This is a genomic window from Vibrio glycogenivorans (assembly GCF_051660965.1).
Classification (GTDB): Bacteria; Pseudomonadota; Gammaproteobacteria; order Enterobacterales; family Vibrionaceae; genus Vibrio.
In genome coordinates, this window is the sequence record NZ_JBPVIS010000001.1 from 735,721 (window position 1) to 756,185 (window position 20,465).

The following is a 20,465-nucleotide window of genomic DNA, read 5'->3' on the forward strand; positions in this document are numbered from 1 at the left end:
TCCTTTTACTTACCCAAAGTTGCCGTCAAAGTGAGTATTGACGGACCAACGGCGACAATGAAGAAACATGGCCAAATAAACATCAGCAGTGGAAAGATCATCTTGGTTGGGATCTTCGCTGCTATCTCCTCCACCTCTTGGTTTCTTCGGTCTCGGTAATCGTCAATGTATTCACGTAGGGTTTGCGATAAGCTGCCACCAATTTTTGTCGCATGAGCTAACATGGAGGCTAAGCCCGATATGTCCTTCAAACCGGTCCGAGTGACTAGGTCCTGAAATGCATCAGACATCTCAAACCCAGCTTTAATTTTGACGCATACCGTATCTAATTCATCGGCCAAATCTGGGTGTGATATGACCAACTCATCGGCAACACGACGCAGAGCGGCGTTAAAACCGAGACCAGATTCAGTACATACCACCAGCAAATCAAGAGCATCAGGGACGCCAGCTCGCATTTTAGACTGACGCTTGTCTGCCAATCGGTTTAATCCAATATTCGGTAAATAGAGACCCACAGCCACACTCGCTATCATCCAAAGCTCCAAATTAGACATCTCTGGACGCAGGAAATACAGCATCGCTGCAATGGCACCACCAACAATCAACGCAATCCCTTTTATTGCATAGAAGATATTCAATGCTCCAGCATCGTGATACCCCGCATGCATCAGGCGATGCCTGACACTTTCCCGCTCTTTACCACTACTCGGTGCTATTATTGGTGCCAATGACTCCAGTGTGTTTTCCAAGCGTTTATTGCCCTGTGTACCTAACGACCTATTGTCACCCTTAAGCGTGTCTAGCTTATCTTGCAAAGGTTTACGTGTTCCAACAAGCAAGACCGATACAGTCAAGACTACAAGCATCGTCGAGACTAAGGTCAACGAGAGAAAAATCGTCTGCTCGTTGAGTGTTACACTCTCCAGCCAACTCATTATCGTCTCCATATTACACCTCAAAATTCACTATCTTTCTGATCCACAGGGAGCCAACGCATAAGCTAATCACCCCATAAATAATCAGTGAAGGGGCTCGTGGATCAGTCAAAAGAGGATCGACATAATGTGGATGCATCAGGTACATCACAACGAACAGTACAAAGGGCGAAAGCACCAAAATCCATGCAGATAAGCGGCTCTCGGCAGAGATAGTCTTGATTTTTCGTGCCAGCTTGAAGCGTGCGCGTAAGATCCGGCTTACCTTCTCCAAGTTCTCTGACAGATTGCCACCGGTCTCTTTTTGCAACAACACCGCGCTTGAGAAAGCCAACATTGACACCGTTGGGGTACGTTCTGCCATCTGCATAATGGCCAGTCGCATGTCATAGCCGTAGTTCAGAAGGTTAAAGGTGTTGGTAAACTCGGGTCCGAGAGGGGGTGGCATCTCTCTTCCCACCTCTCCAAACGCCTGGCTGATCGGCTGGCCCGCCTGCAACATCCGGCGCATGATATCTAGTGCCTCAGGAAGCTGATTCTCAAACTCTGCTAATCGCTGACTGGTCTTGTGTTGGAAAAAGAAATGGATACAAGCCCAAACCAAACCAAATGCAGCCAACGAAATGTAAATAGGCTGTTTGAATATCACCATAACGGCAGCGAGCGACGTTGAAACTACCAAACCAACAAACACAACAAATGACAAGCTCCAGCTGAACCCAGAGAGTTCAATCGACTTCTTAAGAGAGGCTAGAAACTTAAAAGAGACAAGCTTCCTATCGAGTGGCGTAAGCTCTTTGAGGTAATGCTCGTTAAGCAAAGAGGTTGTCTCATCATCTAAATCAGTCTGAGACGCTTTTAATCGTTTAGTCAGTTCCTTGTGGCGAACTTTATTGCCCGCCGCAGGCAGTATCAAGGCCTGTGAAATAAAGACTACAGCAAGGAACAGAAGGAAAAAAAAGTAGCCCGCGTCTTGTGTTTCAGTCATGACAGCCCCCTACGAATTGCGCTCGTTAAACAGTTCATACGGCACATCCAAGCCACGTTTTACTAGCTGATCATGGCAATCTGGAACGATGCCCATGGCGGTATAATCACCGATCACATTACCCTCAGAATCAACACCTTGACGCTTAAAGCGGAAGATCTCTGACATGGTGATAATTTCGCCTTCCATACCGTTGATCTCAGAAATACTAACCATGCGTCGCTTCCCATCCTCTTGACGCTCCATCTGAACGACTAGGTGGATTGCTGAAGCAATCTGCGAGCGCAGGTTCTTAGTGGACATATTCCAGCCCGCCATAGAGAACATGTTTTCAACTCGGCTCAACGCATCCCTTGGAGTATTGGCGTGAATGGTGGCCAAAGAGCCATCATGGCCGGTGTTCATAGCAGCAAGCATATCAACGGCTTCTGCACCACGTACCTCACCAAGAATAATTCTGTCTGGTCGCATACGAAGACAGTTCTTGACCAAGTCACGCTGGGTGATTTCCCCTTTCCCCTCAAGGTTGGCTGGGCGAGTTTCAAGTCGAACCACATGCGGCTGCTGAAGTTGTAGCTCTGCAGAGTCTTCAATGGTCACGATGCGTGCCGCCTCGGGGATAAAGCCTGAGAAAATGTTCAATGTTGTGGTTTTACCTGAACCGGTACCGCCAGAGATCAAGATATTGAGCTCTCCTTGAACAGCAGCATCAAGAAAGCGCGCCATCTCTTTCGACAGGGAGTTGTAGCCAAGCAGGTTATCCATGGTCAGTTTATCAACCGCAAAACGGCGGATAGAGACGGATGGACCATCGAGGGCTAGAGGGGGAATAATGGCGTTAACACGCGAACCATCAAGCAGGCGAGCATCCACCATTGGGGAGGCCTCGTCGATACGACGGCCAACCTGGCTGACGATACGGTCGATAATGTTACGTAAGTGGCGGTCATCTAAGAAGGTATAGAGAGTGCGCTCAAGCTTACCATGACGCTCCACGTACACACTTTTTGGACCGTTAACCAAAATATCAGAAACGGTTGAGTCATTGAGCAGCGGCTCAAGAGGCCCAAGGCCAAACACCTCGTCCTCGATCTGTTGAATAATACGCTTGCGGCCCTCGGCGCTGAGCACATGAGTTTGGTCCGCTGCCATTAGCTGTACAGTCGCCTCATGAAGGTCTTTTTTCGCTCGCTCCGTTTCTAGGCTGGCCAACAAACCAAGATCAAGTGTTTCAAGCAGTTTCTTGTGATAAAAATGCTTAATCTCTTGTTCCTGCTCTTGCTGCTGAAGCACCTTTTGAACGGCGTTTTTTTGCGCTTGTACCTCTTTCTCACTCAGTTTCGACTGAGTAGCCTGAGTCGGCAGGGACTGTACGACACCCTTATCTAAAGTGGCCTCATCTCGTGTGCTTTGTGCTATCACATCCGCTGTGGCTAACTTATCCTGCAACTCAGGGTTAATCGCTTTTCTCTTGAAAAACATAATATTCCCCTAGCTTTGTTTAGGTAAACAGACGTTTAATCCAACTCTGTTTTTCATCTTGTTTTGGCATCATGGTGTGTGCAAACTCCTTGACTCCCTTGGAAATCGCACTGTTGCTTTTCACGTCAATCAAAGGTTTGCCCAAGTTAGCACTCTCTATTGCCACCTTAAAATCGTTGGGTATTAAGTGCAGGTCACAACCATTTACTGTTGCCTCCATGTCCTTAATACTTATCTCGCCGCGCTTTTCATAACGATTGACCACGACCTCAATCTGCGAGGTTTGGATACCAAACTCGTAAGACAGCTGCTTTATCATCCGGCTGGCATTTTTGATAGAGACGAGATTCTGCTGGGCGACAACATAGGTTTTGGTCGCAGGGGCCAGTACATTGGCAAACAAGCGATCCATACCACGCGACATGTCAACAATAACGAACTGATAGTACTCACGTAAAACAGGCAGAAGCTTACGCAGTTGTGGGGCTTTTTCGTAGTTATCATGGCTATGATCATGATCAAAAGCCAACACGTGCAGTCCTGAAGAGTGCTTGGTGACCAGTCCTCCGAGTGAACTTTCATCAATGTCACCCACTTGAGCAATGGCATCGGCAAGGCTGTACGATGAACTAACGTTCAAGTAGTCCTCTATCACCCCAAACTGCAAGTCTAAATCGAGCAATAGCACCTGCTCTGGGTGATAAGCTGCAATTTCAAGCGCGGAGTTCAGTGCCAAGGTTGAAGCGCCGCTGCCACCTTTACTATTGATAAACACAATAAACTCCCCCATCTGGCGGCGACTCAGTTTTTCGTCTGCAACCCCCTTTAGAATGGGAAAAAAATCGATCAGGTGTGACTTTGAAGAAAGGAAGTCCGCCGCACCTAGCTTAAGTGCCACGCGCAAAGAGCGATTGTCCTCCTCGTCACCAAAAACAATCAGTGACGCCTCATTGCCCTCCGGTACAATCGGGGTCTCCGAGTTTTGCAGCTCCACCACGCGCTGAGCCCAGTGCTCACCAGTCTCAACAAAAATGATGTCCGGTGGTGCCAGTTTCGATAGTTCAACCAAGCTCACGTTCATCAGTGACACCGAATCACAATGAATGTTGTCGCACTTTTTCAGTTGCGTGGTGATGTGGTTGAGAAATGACTCACTCATATAGAAAACCCAAACCACAAGATTGGTTCTCAGCCTCGGGCGCTCATCCGCCTCAGTCGTCAGCTTTAGTGCCTCTCCCATAACTCACTCCTCATCCTTACACAACGCTCAAAAATGCGACTTGGGGCTTGAGGTGGCTCCGACCTCTAAAACCCCGGCGCACATGTTGTGCGCCTTGATTACCACTGCTTAATCGCTCGAGAAGCCGTCAACAAATTGACTGTCACTTCCCTGCAGATCAGCATCCTGTTTCCCGGTATACACTTGGTAAGCTCCTTCCATTCGCTCACCGCTTCCGGTTGGGATAACTCCCAGATTTTCACTGGTCGCGCTGGGGTTATAAGTTTGCTCAGCGCGAAGTTTTGCCACGTGACTGCCGAGCGGGGCCTGGTTGGCACACCCCAGCAGTAGCCCTAATAGGCTGCATACGACTATGATTGGTTTCATCCTGATTCACCCTATAAACTGTGTCCAAAAGAACCTTCGGTACCACCTTTCGAGTTCTCAATTACTGAGCCTGAAGAAGATGATGTACTCGAAGCTGACCGTGATCCTGCTTCGGTATCAATATTTGCTCCGCGACCAAGGAGGTAATACTCAAAGTCATTCGGCTCAACAAATGCGTCGGTTGGCAAAGTAATGCGACTGCGATCAACGGGCTTCGCTAGGCGAGGTGTAACTAAAATGACCAACTCCGTCTCGCCAGAGATATATTCTTGGCTATTGAACATCTGCCCAAGTACTGGAATGTCACTAAATCCGGGCATTTCATCGATCACATCGCGAACGTTTTCACTCAACAGCCCTGCAATCCCTATGGTCTGTCCATCAGCGAGCTCGAGTGTCGATGAGGCGCTACGACGGGTAATAGGAGGAATCACATAGGTACCGTTAGTGCCACCTGGTTGCAGGGTGAGAGAGCTAGAGTTTGCAATCTCACTGACGTCGACCGCTAGGTTAAGGTTGATCTTTTGGTCACTTAGAATCGTTGGGATAAATTTCAATCCAACGCCGTACTCTTTGTATTCGATAGTAATACCATCATCATCAGGTACCGGGATGGGAAACTCTCCACCTGCTAGAAACTCGGCTTTAGAGCCACTCAGCGCGGTGAGGTTAGGTTCTGCCAGCACCTTGGCCGTACCATTTTGCTTGGCAATATCCAGTGCAAAGGTAAATAATGTGTTGCTATCGATAAACGAGCCAAGTAGCCCCGTGTCTTGAATGGTGGGCGGATTAAGGATTGGTCCGAGTCCACCTAATAATGCGCCGCCAGCAGAGGTCGCTCCAAATGAAAAACTGCCGTTGTCCTGGAAAAAGTTAAAATCGGCATCAAAGCGTCTCACCAAGCTGCGCTGCACCTCTGCAATCGTCACCTCTAACATGACCTGTTGAGCACCGCCTATCGTCATCAGGTTTATGACCCCAGTCTGATCGACTTGGGTGCTTAAAGACTCATTTTCCTCATCTGCGGTTTGCCCTGCTGCGTAGGTTTCTGCGATGCGCAACGCCATACTCATTGCCGCTTGATTCGTTACTTGGCCGCTCAAGACTAGACGGTTCTGTGCGCTATGTACCTCGATAGACTCATTAGGTAAAAACTCAAACAGTTTCGATTTGAGACTATTTAGGTCATGGGTAACCTGAATATTCACCGACTCAATCAAGCGCCCTTGGCTGTCCCAGGCCATTAGGTTAGTCGAGCCAAGTTTCTTACCGATTAGGAATAGCTCGTTGGACTTTAACATCACAATATCAAGCACCTCAGGATCTCCGAGCGAGACCTTTTTCGCTTTACCCGCAAGGTTGATTTGAATCGATTTGTGATGAGGAACGGTGATCGTTTGTCCCGTTTGGCTGGTCGCCGCAATGCTGCTACTACTCATAACTAACAGCGCGAACAGCAAGGATATTATTTTATTCATGTGTCACACCTTAGTTGCTTACTCGAACATTGGAAGATTCTGTGCCCTTGATGATAGTGACGCTTGGGGCAACATAGCGCTTTCTTGCCACTGGCTTGTAGTCATCGTGCGGGTTTCTCAGCGCCAGCTGAATGTCACCTTTGTTTTGAGCAGTCAATAATTTTTCTGCTTCAATCGGGGTGACCTCAAGCGTAACAGCTCGCACTATTACTGGTTTGTTATCATCGGTTTTGGCTGTTTGGTCGACCGCCAGGACTTTGATGTCGCGTAAAATAGTTGAGGTGTTGGCTGATGTTTTTGAGTAATTCACGGTATTCAAAACATCGACCTTATTACCCGGCAAAAGAAAGCCCGCCACACCGATTACATCATTAACCCGGATCGTTACCGCACGCTTATTCTCAGGGATTAGCGCTGCTAAGGTCGACCCTTCTCCAGGTCGGGCTACGCGAGACTTGATTACGATTTCCTGGGCAAAAATTGTGGTATCAGCAATCTGACCAATTAATTGTTCCTCTGACGGGTACTGCTCCTCACTACGCCAGTCTTTCTCGAGCAATCGGGTGGTTAAGTGCTGGCTTGAAATCACTGTACCAGCTGGGATTTCCTGAGCAGCAACCACAACAGGCTCACGCTCGACCACCTCTACCTCTACTTGCGGCTGCACTTGTCTATCCATCCATTTTTTGGCAAAAAATACCGCTGCTAATCCCAAGACGATCGACAGTAGGAAGATTAAAAATAATTGACTCCGGCTCATTGGGCGCCTCCTTGCTCATTTTTTTCAGCCGTAAAGTAGACCTCCCAAGCTGTCGCCAAGATCTCTGGTGTAATCACGTTCGCTACCTCTTCAAAGGCAATAATGTCACTACTAATACCAACCAAGTCTTTGGGTAGGCAAGGGTAATAGCTAACCCCACGCTGGCGATGCAGCGAGAGCAGCTGTGTTACTGTATTTTCATCAATTGTCAGCGATTTGTTCTGCGCGACCTCTTGCCATAGTGCAAGGTAGTCATGCTGCTCTAAAGGCTTGAATTGAATCTTGTAACCCAAGCGACGTAAAAACGCTGGGTCGCCAATGACGTCGGGATCGAGGTTAGTCGAGAACGCCAGTGTTAAAATAAATGGAATGGTCATCTGCTGACCGTTAGGTAATGAGAACTGATCGAAGCAGTACTCCATCGGAATGATCCAGCGGTTGAGTAGCCTTTCAACTGACATCGCCTGACGACCCAAATCGTCTATCACCAACACGCCGTTGTTGGCCATCATCTGGAGAGGGGCTAACCATACTCGGTTGTGACCGCTGTGATTGACCTCGAGCATATCCATGGTCAGCTCTCCGCCCACCTGGATATTGGGCCGCGAGCAGCGCGCCCAGCGGCGGTCAAACTGCTCTTTGAACACCACACTATCCCTATGACAACCATCGTCCAACACGGTATGATGCTGGGTCGACATGACCTTAATGATGTTTCCTGAGGCATAGACGGAATAGGGAATAAAAACTGACGAGTCCAAAGAAGCTAGGATTTTGCTCGCAACAAAGGTCTTGCCTGTCCCTGCATCTCCATAAAGTAGTAGTGCCCGGCCAGAATTTAATGCTGGCCCGAACAGACTAATGATACGTTCTGCTCCATAAACGTCCTTGAGTGCACTAGAGACCGCCGTTCTCGAGATCTGATTCAATCTTACGTCTTGGGCCTGTACCATCTCCTCATACTGTATTGCTGAAACGGGCGCTGGTCCGATGTAAGCGTCTTGAGCAAAACAGTTGTCTGCTGCGGCCATACCCGCTTCTGATAAGGCGAAACGTACATGCCCCAAGCTCTGGTGCAGAGGAGATACGCCATCAGCTTGATACACCTCGACCAATGCTTTGCGCTTGAGGTCAGCCAATATCTCATCAACTAAATGGCTATTTAGCCCAATGGCGCGTGTCAGCTCCATTGCGTCCGACTTAGGGTATGCCGAAAGTATCTTGAGCATCAGGTTATCTAGAACGACTCTTGGGATATCCACCTCTTTGAACGAAGTGGGTACAGCCGGTACTGGCGCATCCACCGCCTTAAAGGTTACCGCTCCTGCTGTGCCTGAAATTGCCTCTGTCATCCATGCCCCCTAAATAAAGTAGTTATGTAATGCAAGGCCAACCACCACCACGGGAGCAAAAGGCATCAGTGCTTTTTTCTTGCTGTGTCCCTTAAGTGACGCACTCACGATTGCAGATCCGATGACGTGCTGTGCTAATGACACGTCGCTACGTTGCTGCGCGAGATTAAACACTTGCTTTTGAACCCAGTAAAAACACCCTACAACGACTGTTGCAACACACACCCAATACAATGCAGAGCCGATGCTTGTCCAGCCAACGAAACAGCCAAACGCTGCCATTAGCTTGACGTCACCTGGAGCCATCATTTTGAGTAAGTGCAGAACCAGCGCTCCCGCAAAGACCACAACTCCGCAGCCGGCCGCTGCCAACACGCTGCCTACGTCATGGGTCTGAGCCCAGTGCTGGGTCAGTGAGGCAACAATCAGCAGAAGCACTAGCTGGTTGGGAATTCTATTTTCCCGCGCATCGAAGGTGCCTATCAGCACCCACAGGGTCCAGCATACGATTGATAAATACATTATCTGTCTTCCATAACGATAAAGAGTCCAAAAGCTTTTAAGCCATATAGATAGGTTGATTTTGCAAACGACTATGTAAGTGCTTTAAATAATCGCCTCTAAAATCAGATATCTTTGTAGCCATTTCTATGCGAAAGGATGAGCGGATAGAGGGGGGGGCATGTGAACGTTGAGATTCGCGGCACTGCCCCCACAGAGTGGTACTTACTCGCTATTGCATCCTTGCTCTTCCCTTAACTCAAATGAGTCTATGAAAATACGTCGTCTAATTCGGTGTTTAGCAGAGTTCCCCAATCAAGGAAGACAACCCCTAGCGCTGTAACCAATAGCCCCGCACCGACGACATACTCAACGACCGAGAGCCCTTGCTCATTCTGAATAAATTTCAGAATGCTTGCTGCTAAATTACGCATGTCGCTCTCTCCGTCTGTCGCTTTGTTCCTAAGAGAATACGTTGTCTAGCTCGGTATCCAACGTAGTACCCCACTCACCAAATACAACACCAATCGCAGTAACCAGAAGACCGGCCCCAACGACGTATTCCACCACTGATAGACCTTCTTCGTCCTGCATAAACGCTTTGATATTGTTAATCATGTTGTTCATTTTACTTTCTCCTTGCTGAGTGAATGTTTATGAGAATACGTTGTCTAGCTCAGTATCCAAAGTGGTGCCCCACTCACCAAATACCACGCCAATCGCAGTAACAAGCAGGCCTGCTCCTACCACGTACTCCACAACCGAAAGGCCCTCTTCATCTTGCATAAACGTTTTAATGCTAGTTACTAGGTTAAACATATCACTCTCTCCCTTATGAATATTGCACCGTACCAACCGAGGCACGTTGCGCTGTGATTAAGTGATAATTTAGGAGCGAATAAACTTTGGAGTTAGGACTTTCTTGATTATTTCTGGTACTTTGTTGTCATAAACAATAGTGTATAAGATCTAAATCAATAGCTTACATCAATATTTTCATATGAAACGCTCGCTATAATCCCAGATATAAGAAACTCATTTTTAGATTATAAATTCATGATATTAATAGCTATTAATTATTTAATCAGGAATAAATAACTTTTATTTTACCGTACAACATAAAAATCCTATTCCAAGTGTTGAGACTAAGTCTTTTTGTCTATTTTCAGTCTTAATTCAGTCAAGGTTTAATTAGAAAGTACTACCTGAATCGTTAAAAACTGTTCATTTTCACTCCTTAGACACCGCTCAGGTTTACACGCCTGTTGAGCGATCCTAACCTTATATCATACAGACAAGAGGTTGATTTCTAGGGGAGTGGATGGACAATTTGCATAAAGGTTATTGGCTGGGAGCTAGCAGCTCTGGGGTTCCTAGCGCGATTAGAAATGATCTGCAGTTTCATTTTCAGCTTGTTGAGCTTGGCGGGGATATCTCAGTACTCAGCGAGCCTGATGTCTACTATTGCTTCTTCTACCTCGAGGGCCAACATCAGCTTGAGTTGCTCCAGTCTGCATTGCGTCTGTGTAAAAACCTTAATAAGAAAGTCATCCTAATCCACTCTGGCTCTGTGAGCTCCCTTGTCACCTCAGGATCTAAGTATATCTACTCGGCATTCAATACAGCCTCGAGAGACTCTGCCAAGTGGGCGGCAAACCTTAGTACGAATTTAAACCGTGATTATCTTGATCTTGCGTTTGATACGGGGGATGCAACAGAGACAATCATCCCATCGAGTTCGCCAGAGATCGACAAGGTAGTACGCTTTATCAACAACAACCTTCCTAATGCAATACGGGAGGAACACCTCGCAGAGCAGTGCCATTACTCAGTAACCTATTTTTCTAAGTTGTTTCGCAAAACAATGGGGGTGAGCTTTCGCGACTACGTGGTTGAAAAGCGTATCGGGATGGCAAAGCAGATACTGATAGAAGACCGCAAGTCAAAAATTGCCTCCGTTGCCTATCGGTGCGGATATAAAGACGTGTCGTATTTTTCGCGAATATTTAAGAAAAAGACCGGTCTGACACCAGCGGGCTACCGACAACAATACTGAAGATAATCACTGAGTTGCGTTTCTACTTTTTGCACACCTATGCTACGGTTAACATTACATTAACATCCATCGATTCAGTAAATTAATCACACTAAACGATGGCCATGCATAAAAAGTGGAGCGCCAATAATGAGTCAGCCCAGTAACGCTATTCAAACATCGTGTACCCTTCCCCCGCCCAACGAATTGATCCTAAAGTGGGCCCAAGAGCGCCCCGATGAGGTGTACCTAAAGCAGATCATTAACCGACAGTTTGTCGAGTTTACCTTCTCTGAAGTTGCAGACAAGGCATTGCGATTGGTCACTGCACTGCAGCAGCTTGGGGTGAAACCCGGTGATAGAGTTGCCCTGATATCAAAAAATTGTGCTGAATGGTTTATTTGCGATCTTGCCCTGATGCTGGGTGATTTCGTCAGTGTCCCTATCTTTCCAACCGCCGCCGCTGACACGATTGACTACTGTATAACTCACAGTGAGAGTAAGGTGGTGTTGGCTGGAAAGCTCGATGACCCTGCTGAGACGCAACAAGTCCTAGACAGTAAAGCCGAGCTGATATCCATCGCCTTACCCTATGACACCGCCCCTACATGCCAACATCAACTCAACGACCTAATCACTAACCATCAACCCAGTGAACTTAGAGCAGAGCACCATGATGATAAAGTCATGTCTTTAGTGTACACCTCGGGAACATCCGGACTGCCTAAAGGCGCGATGCTGACTTATGGGGCCTTCAGCTGGTCAGTCGAGCAACTCAAAACTCTTATAGGAATTGAGCCGAGCGATCGACTTTTCTCTTACCTACCACTGGCCCATATCACCGAGCGTGTGTACATTTTTGGCTCATCCATCGCTGGTGGCGTCACCACCGCATTCCCTGAATCCTTGGACACCTTTATCCAAGATGTCAAAATGCACCGACCGACCTTATTTATCTCGGTACCTAGGCTTTGGACCCTGTTTCAACAACGTATTCAAGACACCTTGCCACAGAAAAAACTCGCAATCTTACTCAAAGTGCCCTTCATTAATAACATCATCAAGCGAAAAATTGCCGATGGATTGGGGCTGGATCAGGCGCGTGTACTCGGCTGCGGCTCTGCCCCTGTCTCTCCTGCGCTGCTCGAGTGGTATCACAGCGTTGGACTGAATATCACGGAGGCGTGGGGCATGACCGAATCGTTTGCCTATAGCACACTCAATTACCCATTTCGTGCTGACAAGATAGGCTCGGTGGGGCAAGCAGGGCCTGGTATTGAACTGAAAATTGCCGATGATGAAGAGATCTTGGTGAAAGGACTGGGCTTGTTCTCAGGCTATTACAAAAACGACCAAGCCTCCAGAGAGTCATTCGATGAACAAGGCTGGTTGCATACCGGCGATATCGGCTTCATTGATGAAGAGGGCTTCTTGACCATTCAAGGGCGTAAAAAGGACACCTTCAAAACCGCCAAGGGTAAGTTCGTGGCTCCAGTGCCTATTGAGAAGAAGCTAGTCGAATACAGCCGAGTCGAGATGCTATGCCTGATTGGTTCAGGGCTACCCGCCCCGGTATTACTCGTCGTTCCGCATGCCTTCCCTAACTTCGATAAGGCCAGATACGAAGCAAGCTCACATAAGGTCATCGCCAAGATGAACGCGCAGCTCGAGTCCCATGAACAAATCAAGGGTGTATTAATGATCAAAGAGCCCTGGAGCATCGCCAACGGCATCCTAACCCCAACCCTAAAAATAAAACGCCACGAGCTAGAGAAAAAATACCACCAGATCGGTCAAGACTGGCCGAAAGGCGTGCTTGTTCAATGGGAAGAAGATCTTAAATAAAGGTGCGAGGTCCGGGGACGCTTCGCTACGGGGAGCGAGGGGCTGATCACGCGCGGTGACTACTCGCACCTCAGAACGAAGTGTGACTCGAACCTCGCACCCTGAAGGCACCTCGGAACGAAGTGTAACCCGAACCCCGCCCCTGAAAAAAAGCGCTGCCCCAAAAAAATAAAAAGCCCCACCGGAAAACCGATGGGGCTTTTTTTAAGCTATTAAGCGTTTAAAAAGAATTACTTCTTCTCGTTGCGCTCTTTAACTTCTGCGATTACTTGCTCAGCAACGTTCTGTGGACACGGTGCGTATTGACCGAATTCCATAGAGAACTGACCACGGCCAGAAGTGATAGTACGTAGGTGACCGATGTAGCCGAACATCTCTGATAGAGGTACGTCAGCTTTAATACGAACACCAGTAGTACCAGCTTGCTGGTCTTTGATCATACCACGACGACGGTTAAGGTCACCGATTACGTCACCAACGTTGTCTTCTGGAGTGAACACGTCAACGTTCATGATTGGCTCAAGAAGTTGCGCGCCAGCTTTTGGCATAGACTGACGGAATGCGCCTTTAGCAGCGATTTCGTAAGCGATTGCTGATGAGTCAACTGCGTGGAAGCCACCGTCGAACAGCTCAACTTCAACGTCTAGCGTTGGGAAGCCAGCTAGAACACCGTTGTCCATCATGCCTTCGAAGCCTTTCTCAACTGCAGGCCAGAATTCCTTAGGAACGTTACCGCCAACAACTGAAGAAGAGAACGTGAAGCCAGAGTTTGGCTCACCTGGTTTGATGCGGTAGTCGATTTTCGCGAACTGACCAGAACCACCAGACTGCTTCTTGTGCGTGTAGCTATCTTCAACTGGTTGAGTGATAGTTTCACGGTAAGCTACCTGAGGAGCACCTACTTCTAGCTCAACGCCGTAAGTACGCTTAAGGATATCTACCTTGATGTCTAGGTGAAGTTCACCCATACCTTTCAGGATAGTTTCGCCTGACTCTTCATCAGTCTCAACCTGGAATGATGGATCTTCTGCAACCATCTTACCGATAGCGATACCCATCTTCTCAGTAGAACCTTTGTCTTTTGGAGATACAGCAATTGAGATTACTGGCTCTGGGAAGATCATTGGCTCAAGAGTACACTCGTGCTTAGGATCACATAGAGTGTGACCAGTTTGAACGTTCTTCATACCAACTACAGCGATGATGTCACCAGCTTGTGCTTCAGTTAGCTCGTTACGCTCATCTGCTTGCATCTCAACCATACGGCCGATACGCTCAGTTTTACCTGTAGCAGCGTTAAGAACAGTGTCACCCTTCTTCATAACACCAGAGTAGATACGGATGAACGTTAGTGCGCCGAAGCGGTCGTCCATGATCTTAAACGCTAGTGCACGTAGTGGCTCTTCTGCAGAAACAGTTGCAACTTCACCAGTTGGCTCACCAGTTTCTTTGTCAGTTAGAGGCTGAGGATCAACTTCTGTTGGCGCTGGTAGGTAATCTACAACAGCGTCTAGTACTAGCTGAACACCCTTGTTCTTAAATGCAGAACCACAGAATGTTGGGAAGAATGCTAGGTCACGTGTACCTTTACGGATACAACGCTTGATGTCTTCGATAGAAGGCTCTTCACCTTCCATGTAAGCTTCCATTAGGTCATCGTCTTGCTCTACAGCAGTCTCGATAAGCTCTTCACGGTATTGCTCTACGTCGTCAACCATGTCCGCAGGAACATCTTGAACTTCGTAGTTTTCTGGTAGACCAGAGTCATCCCATACGTAAGCTTTACGGCTTAGTAGGTCAACAACACCAACGAAGTCGTCTTCGCGACCGATTGGTAGAACCATTACTAGTGGGTTAGCCGCTAGTACGTTTTTAACTTGACCAACAACGTTAAAGAAGTCTGCACCCATACGGTCCAGCTTGTTTACGAAGATGATACGAGATACTTCTGATTCGTTAGCGTAACGCCAGTTAGTTTCTGACTGAGGCTCAACACCGCCAGAACCACAGAATACACCGATACCGCCATCAAGTACTTTAAGAGAACGGTATACTTCTACTGTGAAGTCAACGTGTCCAGGAGTATCGATAACGTTTAGACGGTGACCGTTCCAGAAACAGCTTACAGCAGCTGACTGGATTGTAATACCACGCTCAGCTTCCTGATCCATGAAGTCAGTTGTAGATTCACCATCGTGAACCTCACCAGTTTTATGGATTTGGCCTGTTAGCTTCAGGATACGCTCAGTGGTAGTTGTTTTACCCGCATCAACGTGCGCGAAAATACCAATGTTTCTGTATTTCGATAAATCTGCCATTGTCTTACTCTGTTAATAAGGTATAAAGTGCGCGCAGAGTATATCACATTCGGTTAAAACTCATAGCCCTGCGAGCCGTTGGGTGAAAAAAAAGTTACACAGTCGATTGGGACCGTGCATTTCATATCTCTGGTAGGTAAAGCTAGGTGAAATTTTGCGTTTCCACAACTATCACTCTCACCTAGCACTGTATATGTGGGCAGGGTCGCTCACTAAAGCTCGTCAAATGCCGTGATAGCCTCCGAAAGCTTCTTTACCCCGTGAATCTGCATGCCCTCAATTCCGCCCTTTGGCATATTCGCCGCAGGGACGATGGCTTTTTTAAAGCCGTGCTTAAAGGCTTCATTAAGTCGCTCTTGACCGCTAGGCACTGGGCGGATTTCGCCGGCCAAGCCTACCTCACCAAAAACCACCACGTCTTTTGGCAAAGGTCTATCTCTAAAGCTAGATAGTAATGCCATGACGAGCGCTAAGTCAGCACTGGTTTCTGTCACCTTCACGCCACCGACAACGTTAACAAATACATCTTGGTCCGCCATCTGTAAACCACCGTGCTTATGCAGTACTGCCAGCAGCAAGGATAAACGGTTCTGCTCAAGACCCACCGCAACACGGCGCGGATTGGCCAGTTGTGAATAGTCCACCAACGCCTGGATCTCTACCAATAGTGGACGCGTGCCTTCCCACACCACCATTACCGAGCTACCCGAGGTTTCCTCTTCTCCGCGTGATAGGAAAATAGCAGAAGGGTTACTCACCTCTCGCAGGCCTTGCCCCGTCATAGCAAATACGCCTAACTCATTGACCGCGCCAAAGCGGTTTTTGTGGCTGCGCAGGGTGCGAAAACGACTGTCGGCGCCACCATCGAGCAGCACTGAGCAATCGATAATGTGCTCGAGTACCTTAGGACCGGCCAACGTGCCATCTTTAGTCACGTGGCCGACAATAAATACCGCGACATTGTTCTGTTTGGCATAACGCGTCAATGCGGTTGCTGCCTCACGCACCTGGGCCACACTGCCCGGCGAAGACTGCACATCCGCAACATGCATCACCTGAATCGAGTCGATCACCATCAAACGCGGCTGCTCTTTTTCGGCGATCTGACAGATGCGATCGACGTTAGTTTCTGAGAGCATCTTCAGGTTGTCTTTCGGCAGGCCTAGGCGCGAAGCGCGCAGTGCCACCTGCTGGAGCGACTCCTCGCCCGTGACATACAGCGTTGGCATTTGACTGGCGAGGGTACACATAGTCTGCAGCAACAAGGTGGATTTACCAGCGCCTGGGTTACCGCCAATCAATATCGCGGCACCCGGCACGACACCGCCGCCAAGCACCCGATCGAGCTCTTTAAAGCCACTACTGAAACGCGGCACTTCCTGCAAGTCGATCTCCGCCAGCGTTTGTACTTGGGCATCGTTGGTTGCGCCAGCATAACCCGACAGGCGCTCGTTACGCGCCACTGTTGGTGATGCGGCAAGTCGCACCTCCGCAATTGTGTTCCATGCGCCGCACGCATTGCATTGCCCTTGCCAGCGCGGAAAGTCTGCGCCGCAGTCATTACACACGTAGGCGCGTTTTGCCTTAGCCATAGCTACCTATTTGATAAATTTGAGAAATTCATTGATACTAGCGAAGTGCCACATAAAAGGTGCACCGTTACGGATTAACGGTCTCATTTCGATAGATTTGATGAATAGGAAGTCTAACAAAAAATCATGCAGCAAGCTGAAATTCTTTCCATCGTTAACCGCCTAATTCCTGCTTACCAATCTGCAGACTTTGAGCAAGTGCTGTGTCAAGTGGCAAGCGAATACTCTCCGTCGACCCGGTTACTGGTCAAAATGGAGCTCAAACGGCTGATGGCGCCTTGTACCAAAAAGATCGACTTACGCGGTCGAGTCCAGGGTGAGTGTCGCCAATTCTCTCTCGATGGCATTGATCACTGGCTAGATGACGTGGCCTTTAATGCCTATAACAAAAACGTCGCCCGCTTTGGTCGCTATACAGAGGGCGTATGGGAAGCGCTGATCAACACCCACAACAGCTACCGGGTGATGAATCAAAAGCAGCCCTCCTCCGTTCAAGCTAATGCCCCGAAGTATCAATATCGAGTCGAGCCGCTCCAGCTAGGCTATGACCTAAAACGCAAAGAAAACCGCCTCAAGGTTGGCTCACAGATAGAAATCACCTTATCTCGTGGGCAATTAATCCACGCGACGACCGTCGACTTGTCTGCCTCTGGCGCCAAACTCAAGGTTCCGGCTGCGTTCAACTATAAATTGGGGGAATTTGTTGAGATCGTGTTCACCGAATTGAATCATAACTCCAAGCTCAAAGACATCAATCAGGCCTTAAGTTATCGCGTGGTCGGTATTGATGATTGCAGTGAGCATGAGGCGATTCGTTATCTGCGCGTGCTCAAGCTATCAGAGAGTGACATCCCCAACCAATTAATCCGCGAAACCTTAGCCAGGTCAGAGCAGCGCTTGCGCCATGATAACCAGGACAAGTTACTGCGTGCGCGGACACGAGGCTTTGAGCACAACTTCCTCAAACACACCGGTAATCTTCCGGTGTTTTTTAGCCAGCATCAACTCAAACTGGTGCTGCAAACCGAGAACAACCAACCGATTTGGCAATACTGGCAAAATGAACGCAATCAAGAGGTGTTAAGCTCTCTATTTCATCCGCAGCGCATGGAAAGGATGGCGCCACAGGGCCTCAGTACATCAAACAATATCCTCTATGCTTTCCAGCATGAACACCAAGGAAAGTTGCTGCATTACTCCATGATGGTGCCCGAGGCGACGCGCGAGGAGCGGCACCTATTTTGGCGCGTTGGCGCTCGCAAGCCTAGTTGGAAGGTCTTTAGGCTGCATATATTCGAGCTTAAGCAAGCGGAGCGAGATGAACTGGCACGACATGCTCAAGAGCTTGGTTTGGTGCAATCAAATACCGCAATTGAGGAGCTAACCCATTGCGGGATCCTACAAGAACTTGGCGATGAGCAAACTGCAAGTGACTACTTACTAACGCAGAAGTCAACCCTGAGTGGGAAGGCCTTGCGCAAGTTTTGCCACCCCAGAGTACCGGGCCATCAAATTCGTTCACTCTACTTCGACGCCTGCAGTCGTCGCAAGGAGCCACGCTACACCCTCAAGTCACCGGTCGTGGTCACCACCCCAGATGGGGAGCAGGTGCGCGGCTTTACCACCGATATCTCTAAGCGCGGATTGGGCGTATTGCTTGAACGCCGGGCCAATTTGGTCGCCCAGCAAGAGTGTGTGGTCAGTTTTACTCAATTGCAGCAATACAAAACAGACTTAGGGCTTGATAAGGTCCTTTATCAAACCGTTCGTGTCTGTCGAGGCGGGCGACAACTGCAGCTAAAGCTGCAACCGGATGACAGCAATCGACGTATTGCGGCCGTATTCGAGCGGATCATCAAGCACAACCTTGATAAGTTGGAGCAGCGTGGAGAGGCCCTGCCGAGCAATCATGTCTTAGAAGGGCTTCACAACATCTTGCTCGATAAGATCGTCACTATCCCGATATTTTATGACAAACCAAAAAATACGCTGCGACCGCGCACTATTGGAGTCAACTATCCTCTGCCGAGCTTCCTGACTCCCTTTACCCGCCTAGAGCAGGGCGAGCAGTTGGTGCTGGATCCGATCTTTAAAGGCAGAACCAATACCCTAATGGCCAGCCCAATGAAGCGTATTGATGGTTATGGTCCACAGTATTTTGAGGTTTACGTGCATGCGATACTGCTCAATGACCGTACCCAACATATCCAAACGCGCTTACTCAGCGAATTCGATAGTCTGCAAGAGCGGTTAACCTTCATCAAGAAAGCCAAGCTTCATGGCGACTTTTATGCCTTCCGACTCAGTGCTGCGCCCGTGTTTAACCCAATCACCAACCTGTTGCGTGACGATATAGAAGAACTGCTGTCGATAAGCCTTGCTCAGGCGCGCACCATTGAGCGCGAGATGCTAGCGATTGTTGGTTATAGTGAGATGGTGGATATTACAGATGAGGTATTGGTGCGCTTGGAGATCACCGATTAGCTCCAAGCGCTTGTGTCACTTTATCCTGAATAATCCAAGTATCCTGAGTAATCCAAGGTTATCTTGTGCGCCAACTCAGTTTACCCTGTTTCGCGTATTGAGCGGAAAGGACACACAATACTCCCCCGAGGCCAAGATGGCGCACAGCGACCTGCGCCTCGCGCTCAACTTTAGGCTTGGCGTGGTAGGCGATGCCAAGCCCCGCAGCCCGCATCATCACCAAATCATTTGCTCCATCGCCGACCGCAATGGTGTTGTGCAGCTCGATATCGTGTTGCTCGGCAAGTTCAAGCAGGATATCAGCCTTGGTTTGGGCACACACCACATCACCAAGCACTTGTCCAGTTAGCTTACCGTCGACGATCTCTAACTGATTTGAACGCGCGTAATCTAATCCGAGCATCGCCTTAAGGTGGTCAGAAAAATAGGTAAAGCCGCCAGAGGCAATCGCAGTCTTCCAGCCAAAGCTTTGCAAAGCAGTCACCAGTTCAACTAAATCAGGCATCAGTGGCAGCTCAGCGCGCACCGCTTGTAAGATAGACTCATCTGCGCCTTGCAGCTTAGCAACACGCTGACGCAGGCTCTGCTCAAAATCAAGCTCCCCCTGCATGGCACGCTCAGTGACCGCCGACACCTCGTCCCCAACACCAGCGAGCTTTGCCAGCTCATCGATACACTCAATCTGAATCGCGGTTGAGTCCATATCAAACACAATCAGGCCTGGCTTAGACAGGTCGGGCACATCATTGAGTGAGGCATACTCCAGTTCTAGCTCATCAAGGATCTGCTTGTGCTCTGGCGTCAAGTTACCACGCATCAAAGCAACCTCATAAGGGCCTACCTGCCAAACGTCGACAATGTGGTTGTATACACCGGTAAAAAAGTCGATGTCTTCCAACTGACGACACGCGAGGAAGCGACCATAAATCAGCCAATTGGCTTTGCTTTTTTCCCATTGTGAGACGTTTCTTACCTCAGGGAAGCGCTTGAGAAGTGAGGTGTGCCGATGAATCGGTAGTTTAGATAACAATTCCATGTCCTTTGTTCCATATCCGTTTGGTCAAACTTACCCTATTGCTTTTTATA

The 20,465-nt window shown here is 48.6% G+C and carries 18 protein-coding genes; 3 read left to right on the plus strand and 15 right to left on the minus strand.

Going from position 1 to position 20,465, the window contains the following annotated elements; all coding sequences use genetic code 11:
* Nucleotides 1–5 precede the first annotated feature (5 nt).
* The 12 genes from ACSTTG_RS03295 to ACSTTG_RS03350 form a co-directional block, all read right to left on the minus strand.
* On the minus strand, nucleotides 6–950 hold the full coding sequence (locus ACSTTG_RS03295; protein ID WP_438459017.1) for a type II secretion system F family protein: 945 nt from the start codon (nucleotides 948–950) through the stop codon (nucleotides 6–8).
* Between the two features lies 1 nt (nucleotide 951).
* Nucleotides 952–1,926: a type II secretion system F family protein gene (locus ACSTTG_RS03300; RefSeq protein WP_438459018.1), complete on the minus strand. Its 975-nt coding sequence runs from the start codon at nucleotides 1,924–1,926 to the stop codon at nucleotides 952–954.
* 9 nt (nucleotides 1,927–1,935) lie between these two features.
* Complete coding sequence (locus ACSTTG_RS03305) at nucleotides 1,936–3,408, minus strand: TadA family conjugal transfer-associated ATPase (protein ID WP_438473779.1); 1,473 nt, start codon at nucleotides 3,406–3,408, stop codon at nucleotides 1,936–1,938.
* 19 nt (nucleotides 3,409–3,427) lie between these two features.
* Nucleotides 3,428–4,648, minus strand: a complete 1,221-nt coding sequence (locus tag ACSTTG_RS03310) for a CpaE/TadZ family protein (protein ID WP_438473780.1) — start codon at nucleotides 4,646–4,648, stop codon at nucleotides 3,428–3,430.
* A gap of 108 nt (nucleotides 4,649–4,756) precedes the next feature.
* Entirely contained in the window at nucleotides 4,757–5,014 is a 258-nt protein-coding gene (locus ACSTTG_RS03315) for a hypothetical protein (RefSeq protein ID WP_438459021.1), read from the minus strand.
* A gap of 11 nt (nucleotides 5,015–5,025) precedes the next feature.
* The gene (locus ACSTTG_RS03320; protein WP_438473781.1) at nucleotides 5,026–6,492 is read right to left on the minus strand and encodes a type II and III secretion system protein family protein; all 1,467 of its coding nucleotides are present in this window, start codon (nucleotides 6,490–6,492) and stop codon (nucleotides 5,026–5,028) included.
* 10 nt (nucleotides 6,493–6,502) lie between these two features.
* Entirely contained in the window at nucleotides 6,503–7,252 is a 750-nt protein-coding gene (gene cpaB, locus ACSTTG_RS03325; RefSeq protein ID WP_438473782.1) for a Flp pilus assembly protein CpaB, read from the minus strand.
* A complete protein-coding gene (locus ACSTTG_RS03330; protein ID WP_438473783.1) occupies nucleotides 7,249–8,604 on the minus strand; it encodes a DUF8689 domain-containing protein in 1,356 nt (451 codons plus the stop codon). The genes cpaB and ACSTTG_RS03330 overlap by 4 nt, the downstream gene beginning before the upstream one ends.
* A gap of 9 nt (nucleotides 8,605–8,613) precedes the next feature.
* Nucleotides 8,614–9,126, minus strand: a complete 513-nt coding sequence (locus tag ACSTTG_RS03335) for an A24 family peptidase (protein WP_438459026.1) — start codon at nucleotides 9,124–9,126, stop codon at nucleotides 8,614–8,616.
* Between the two features lie 248 nt (nucleotides 9,127–9,374).
* Nucleotides 9,375–9,539, minus strand: coding sequence for a Flp family type IVb pilin (locus tag ACSTTG_RS03340; protein ID WP_438459027.1), 165 nt, complete (start codon nucleotides 9,537–9,539; stop codon nucleotides 9,375–9,377).
* A gap of 28 nt (nucleotides 9,540–9,567) precedes the next feature.
* Complete coding sequence (locus tag ACSTTG_RS03345; RefSeq protein WP_438459028.1) at nucleotides 9,568–9,732, minus strand: Flp family type IVb pilin; 165 nt, start codon at nucleotides 9,730–9,732, stop codon at nucleotides 9,568–9,570.
* A 27-nt stretch (nucleotides 9,733–9,759) separates the two neighbouring features.
* Entirely contained in the window at nucleotides 9,760–9,924 is a 165-nt protein-coding gene (locus ACSTTG_RS03350; protein WP_438459029.1) for a Flp family type IVb pilin, read from the minus strand.
* A gap of 502 nt (nucleotides 9,925–10,426) precedes the next feature.
* Here ACSTTG_RS03350 and ACSTTG_RS03355 point away from each other — a divergent pair.
* Both ACSTTG_RS03355 and ACSTTG_RS03360 read left to right on the plus strand, forming a co-directional pair.
* Nucleotides 10,427–11,161, plus strand: a complete 735-nt coding sequence (locus ACSTTG_RS03355) for a helix-turn-helix domain-containing protein (protein ID WP_438459030.1) — start codon at nucleotides 10,427–10,429, stop codon at nucleotides 11,159–11,161.
* A gap of 129 nt (nucleotides 11,162–11,290) precedes the next feature.
* Nucleotides 11,291–12,985 (plus strand): AMP-binding protein, encoded by a 1,695-nt coding sequence (locus tag ACSTTG_RS03360; RefSeq protein WP_438473784.1) that lies wholly within the window; start codon nucleotides 11,291–11,293, stop codon nucleotides 12,983–12,985.
* A gap of 230 nt (nucleotides 12,986–13,215) precedes the next feature.
* On the opposite strand, the gene fusA is transcribed toward ACSTTG_RS03360, so the two are convergent.
* Together fusA and radA are read right to left on the minus strand one after the other, a co-directional pair.
* Nucleotides 13,216–15,303, minus strand: a complete 2,088-nt coding sequence (gene fusA / locus ACSTTG_RS03365; RefSeq protein ID WP_438459032.1) for an elongation factor G — start codon at nucleotides 15,301–15,303, stop codon at nucleotides 13,216–13,218.
* Between the two features lie 212 nt (nucleotides 15,304–15,515).
* The gene (gene radA, locus ACSTTG_RS03370; protein WP_438459033.1) at nucleotides 15,516–16,895 is read right to left on the minus strand and encodes a DNA repair protein RadA; all 1,380 of its coding nucleotides are present in this window, start codon (nucleotides 16,893–16,895) and stop codon (nucleotides 15,516–15,518) included.
* 126 nt (nucleotides 16,896–17,021) lie between these two features.
* Between radA and ACSTTG_RS03375 the strand changes: the two genes are divergently transcribed.
* The gene (locus ACSTTG_RS03375) at nucleotides 17,022–19,379 is read left to right on the plus strand and encodes a PilZ domain-containing protein (protein ID WP_438473785.1); all 2,358 of its coding nucleotides are present in this window, start codon (nucleotides 17,022–17,024) and stop codon (nucleotides 19,377–19,379) included.
* A 58-nt stretch (nucleotides 19,380–19,437) separates the two neighbouring features.
* Here the strand turns inward: ACSTTG_RS03375 and serB are convergent, their stop codons facing one another.
* Nucleotides 19,438–20,415, minus strand: a complete 978-nt coding sequence (gene serB / locus ACSTTG_RS03380) for a phosphoserine phosphatase (protein WP_438473786.1) — start codon at nucleotides 20,413–20,415, stop codon at nucleotides 19,438–19,440.
* Between the last annotated feature and the right edge of the window lie 50 nt (nucleotides 20,416–20,465).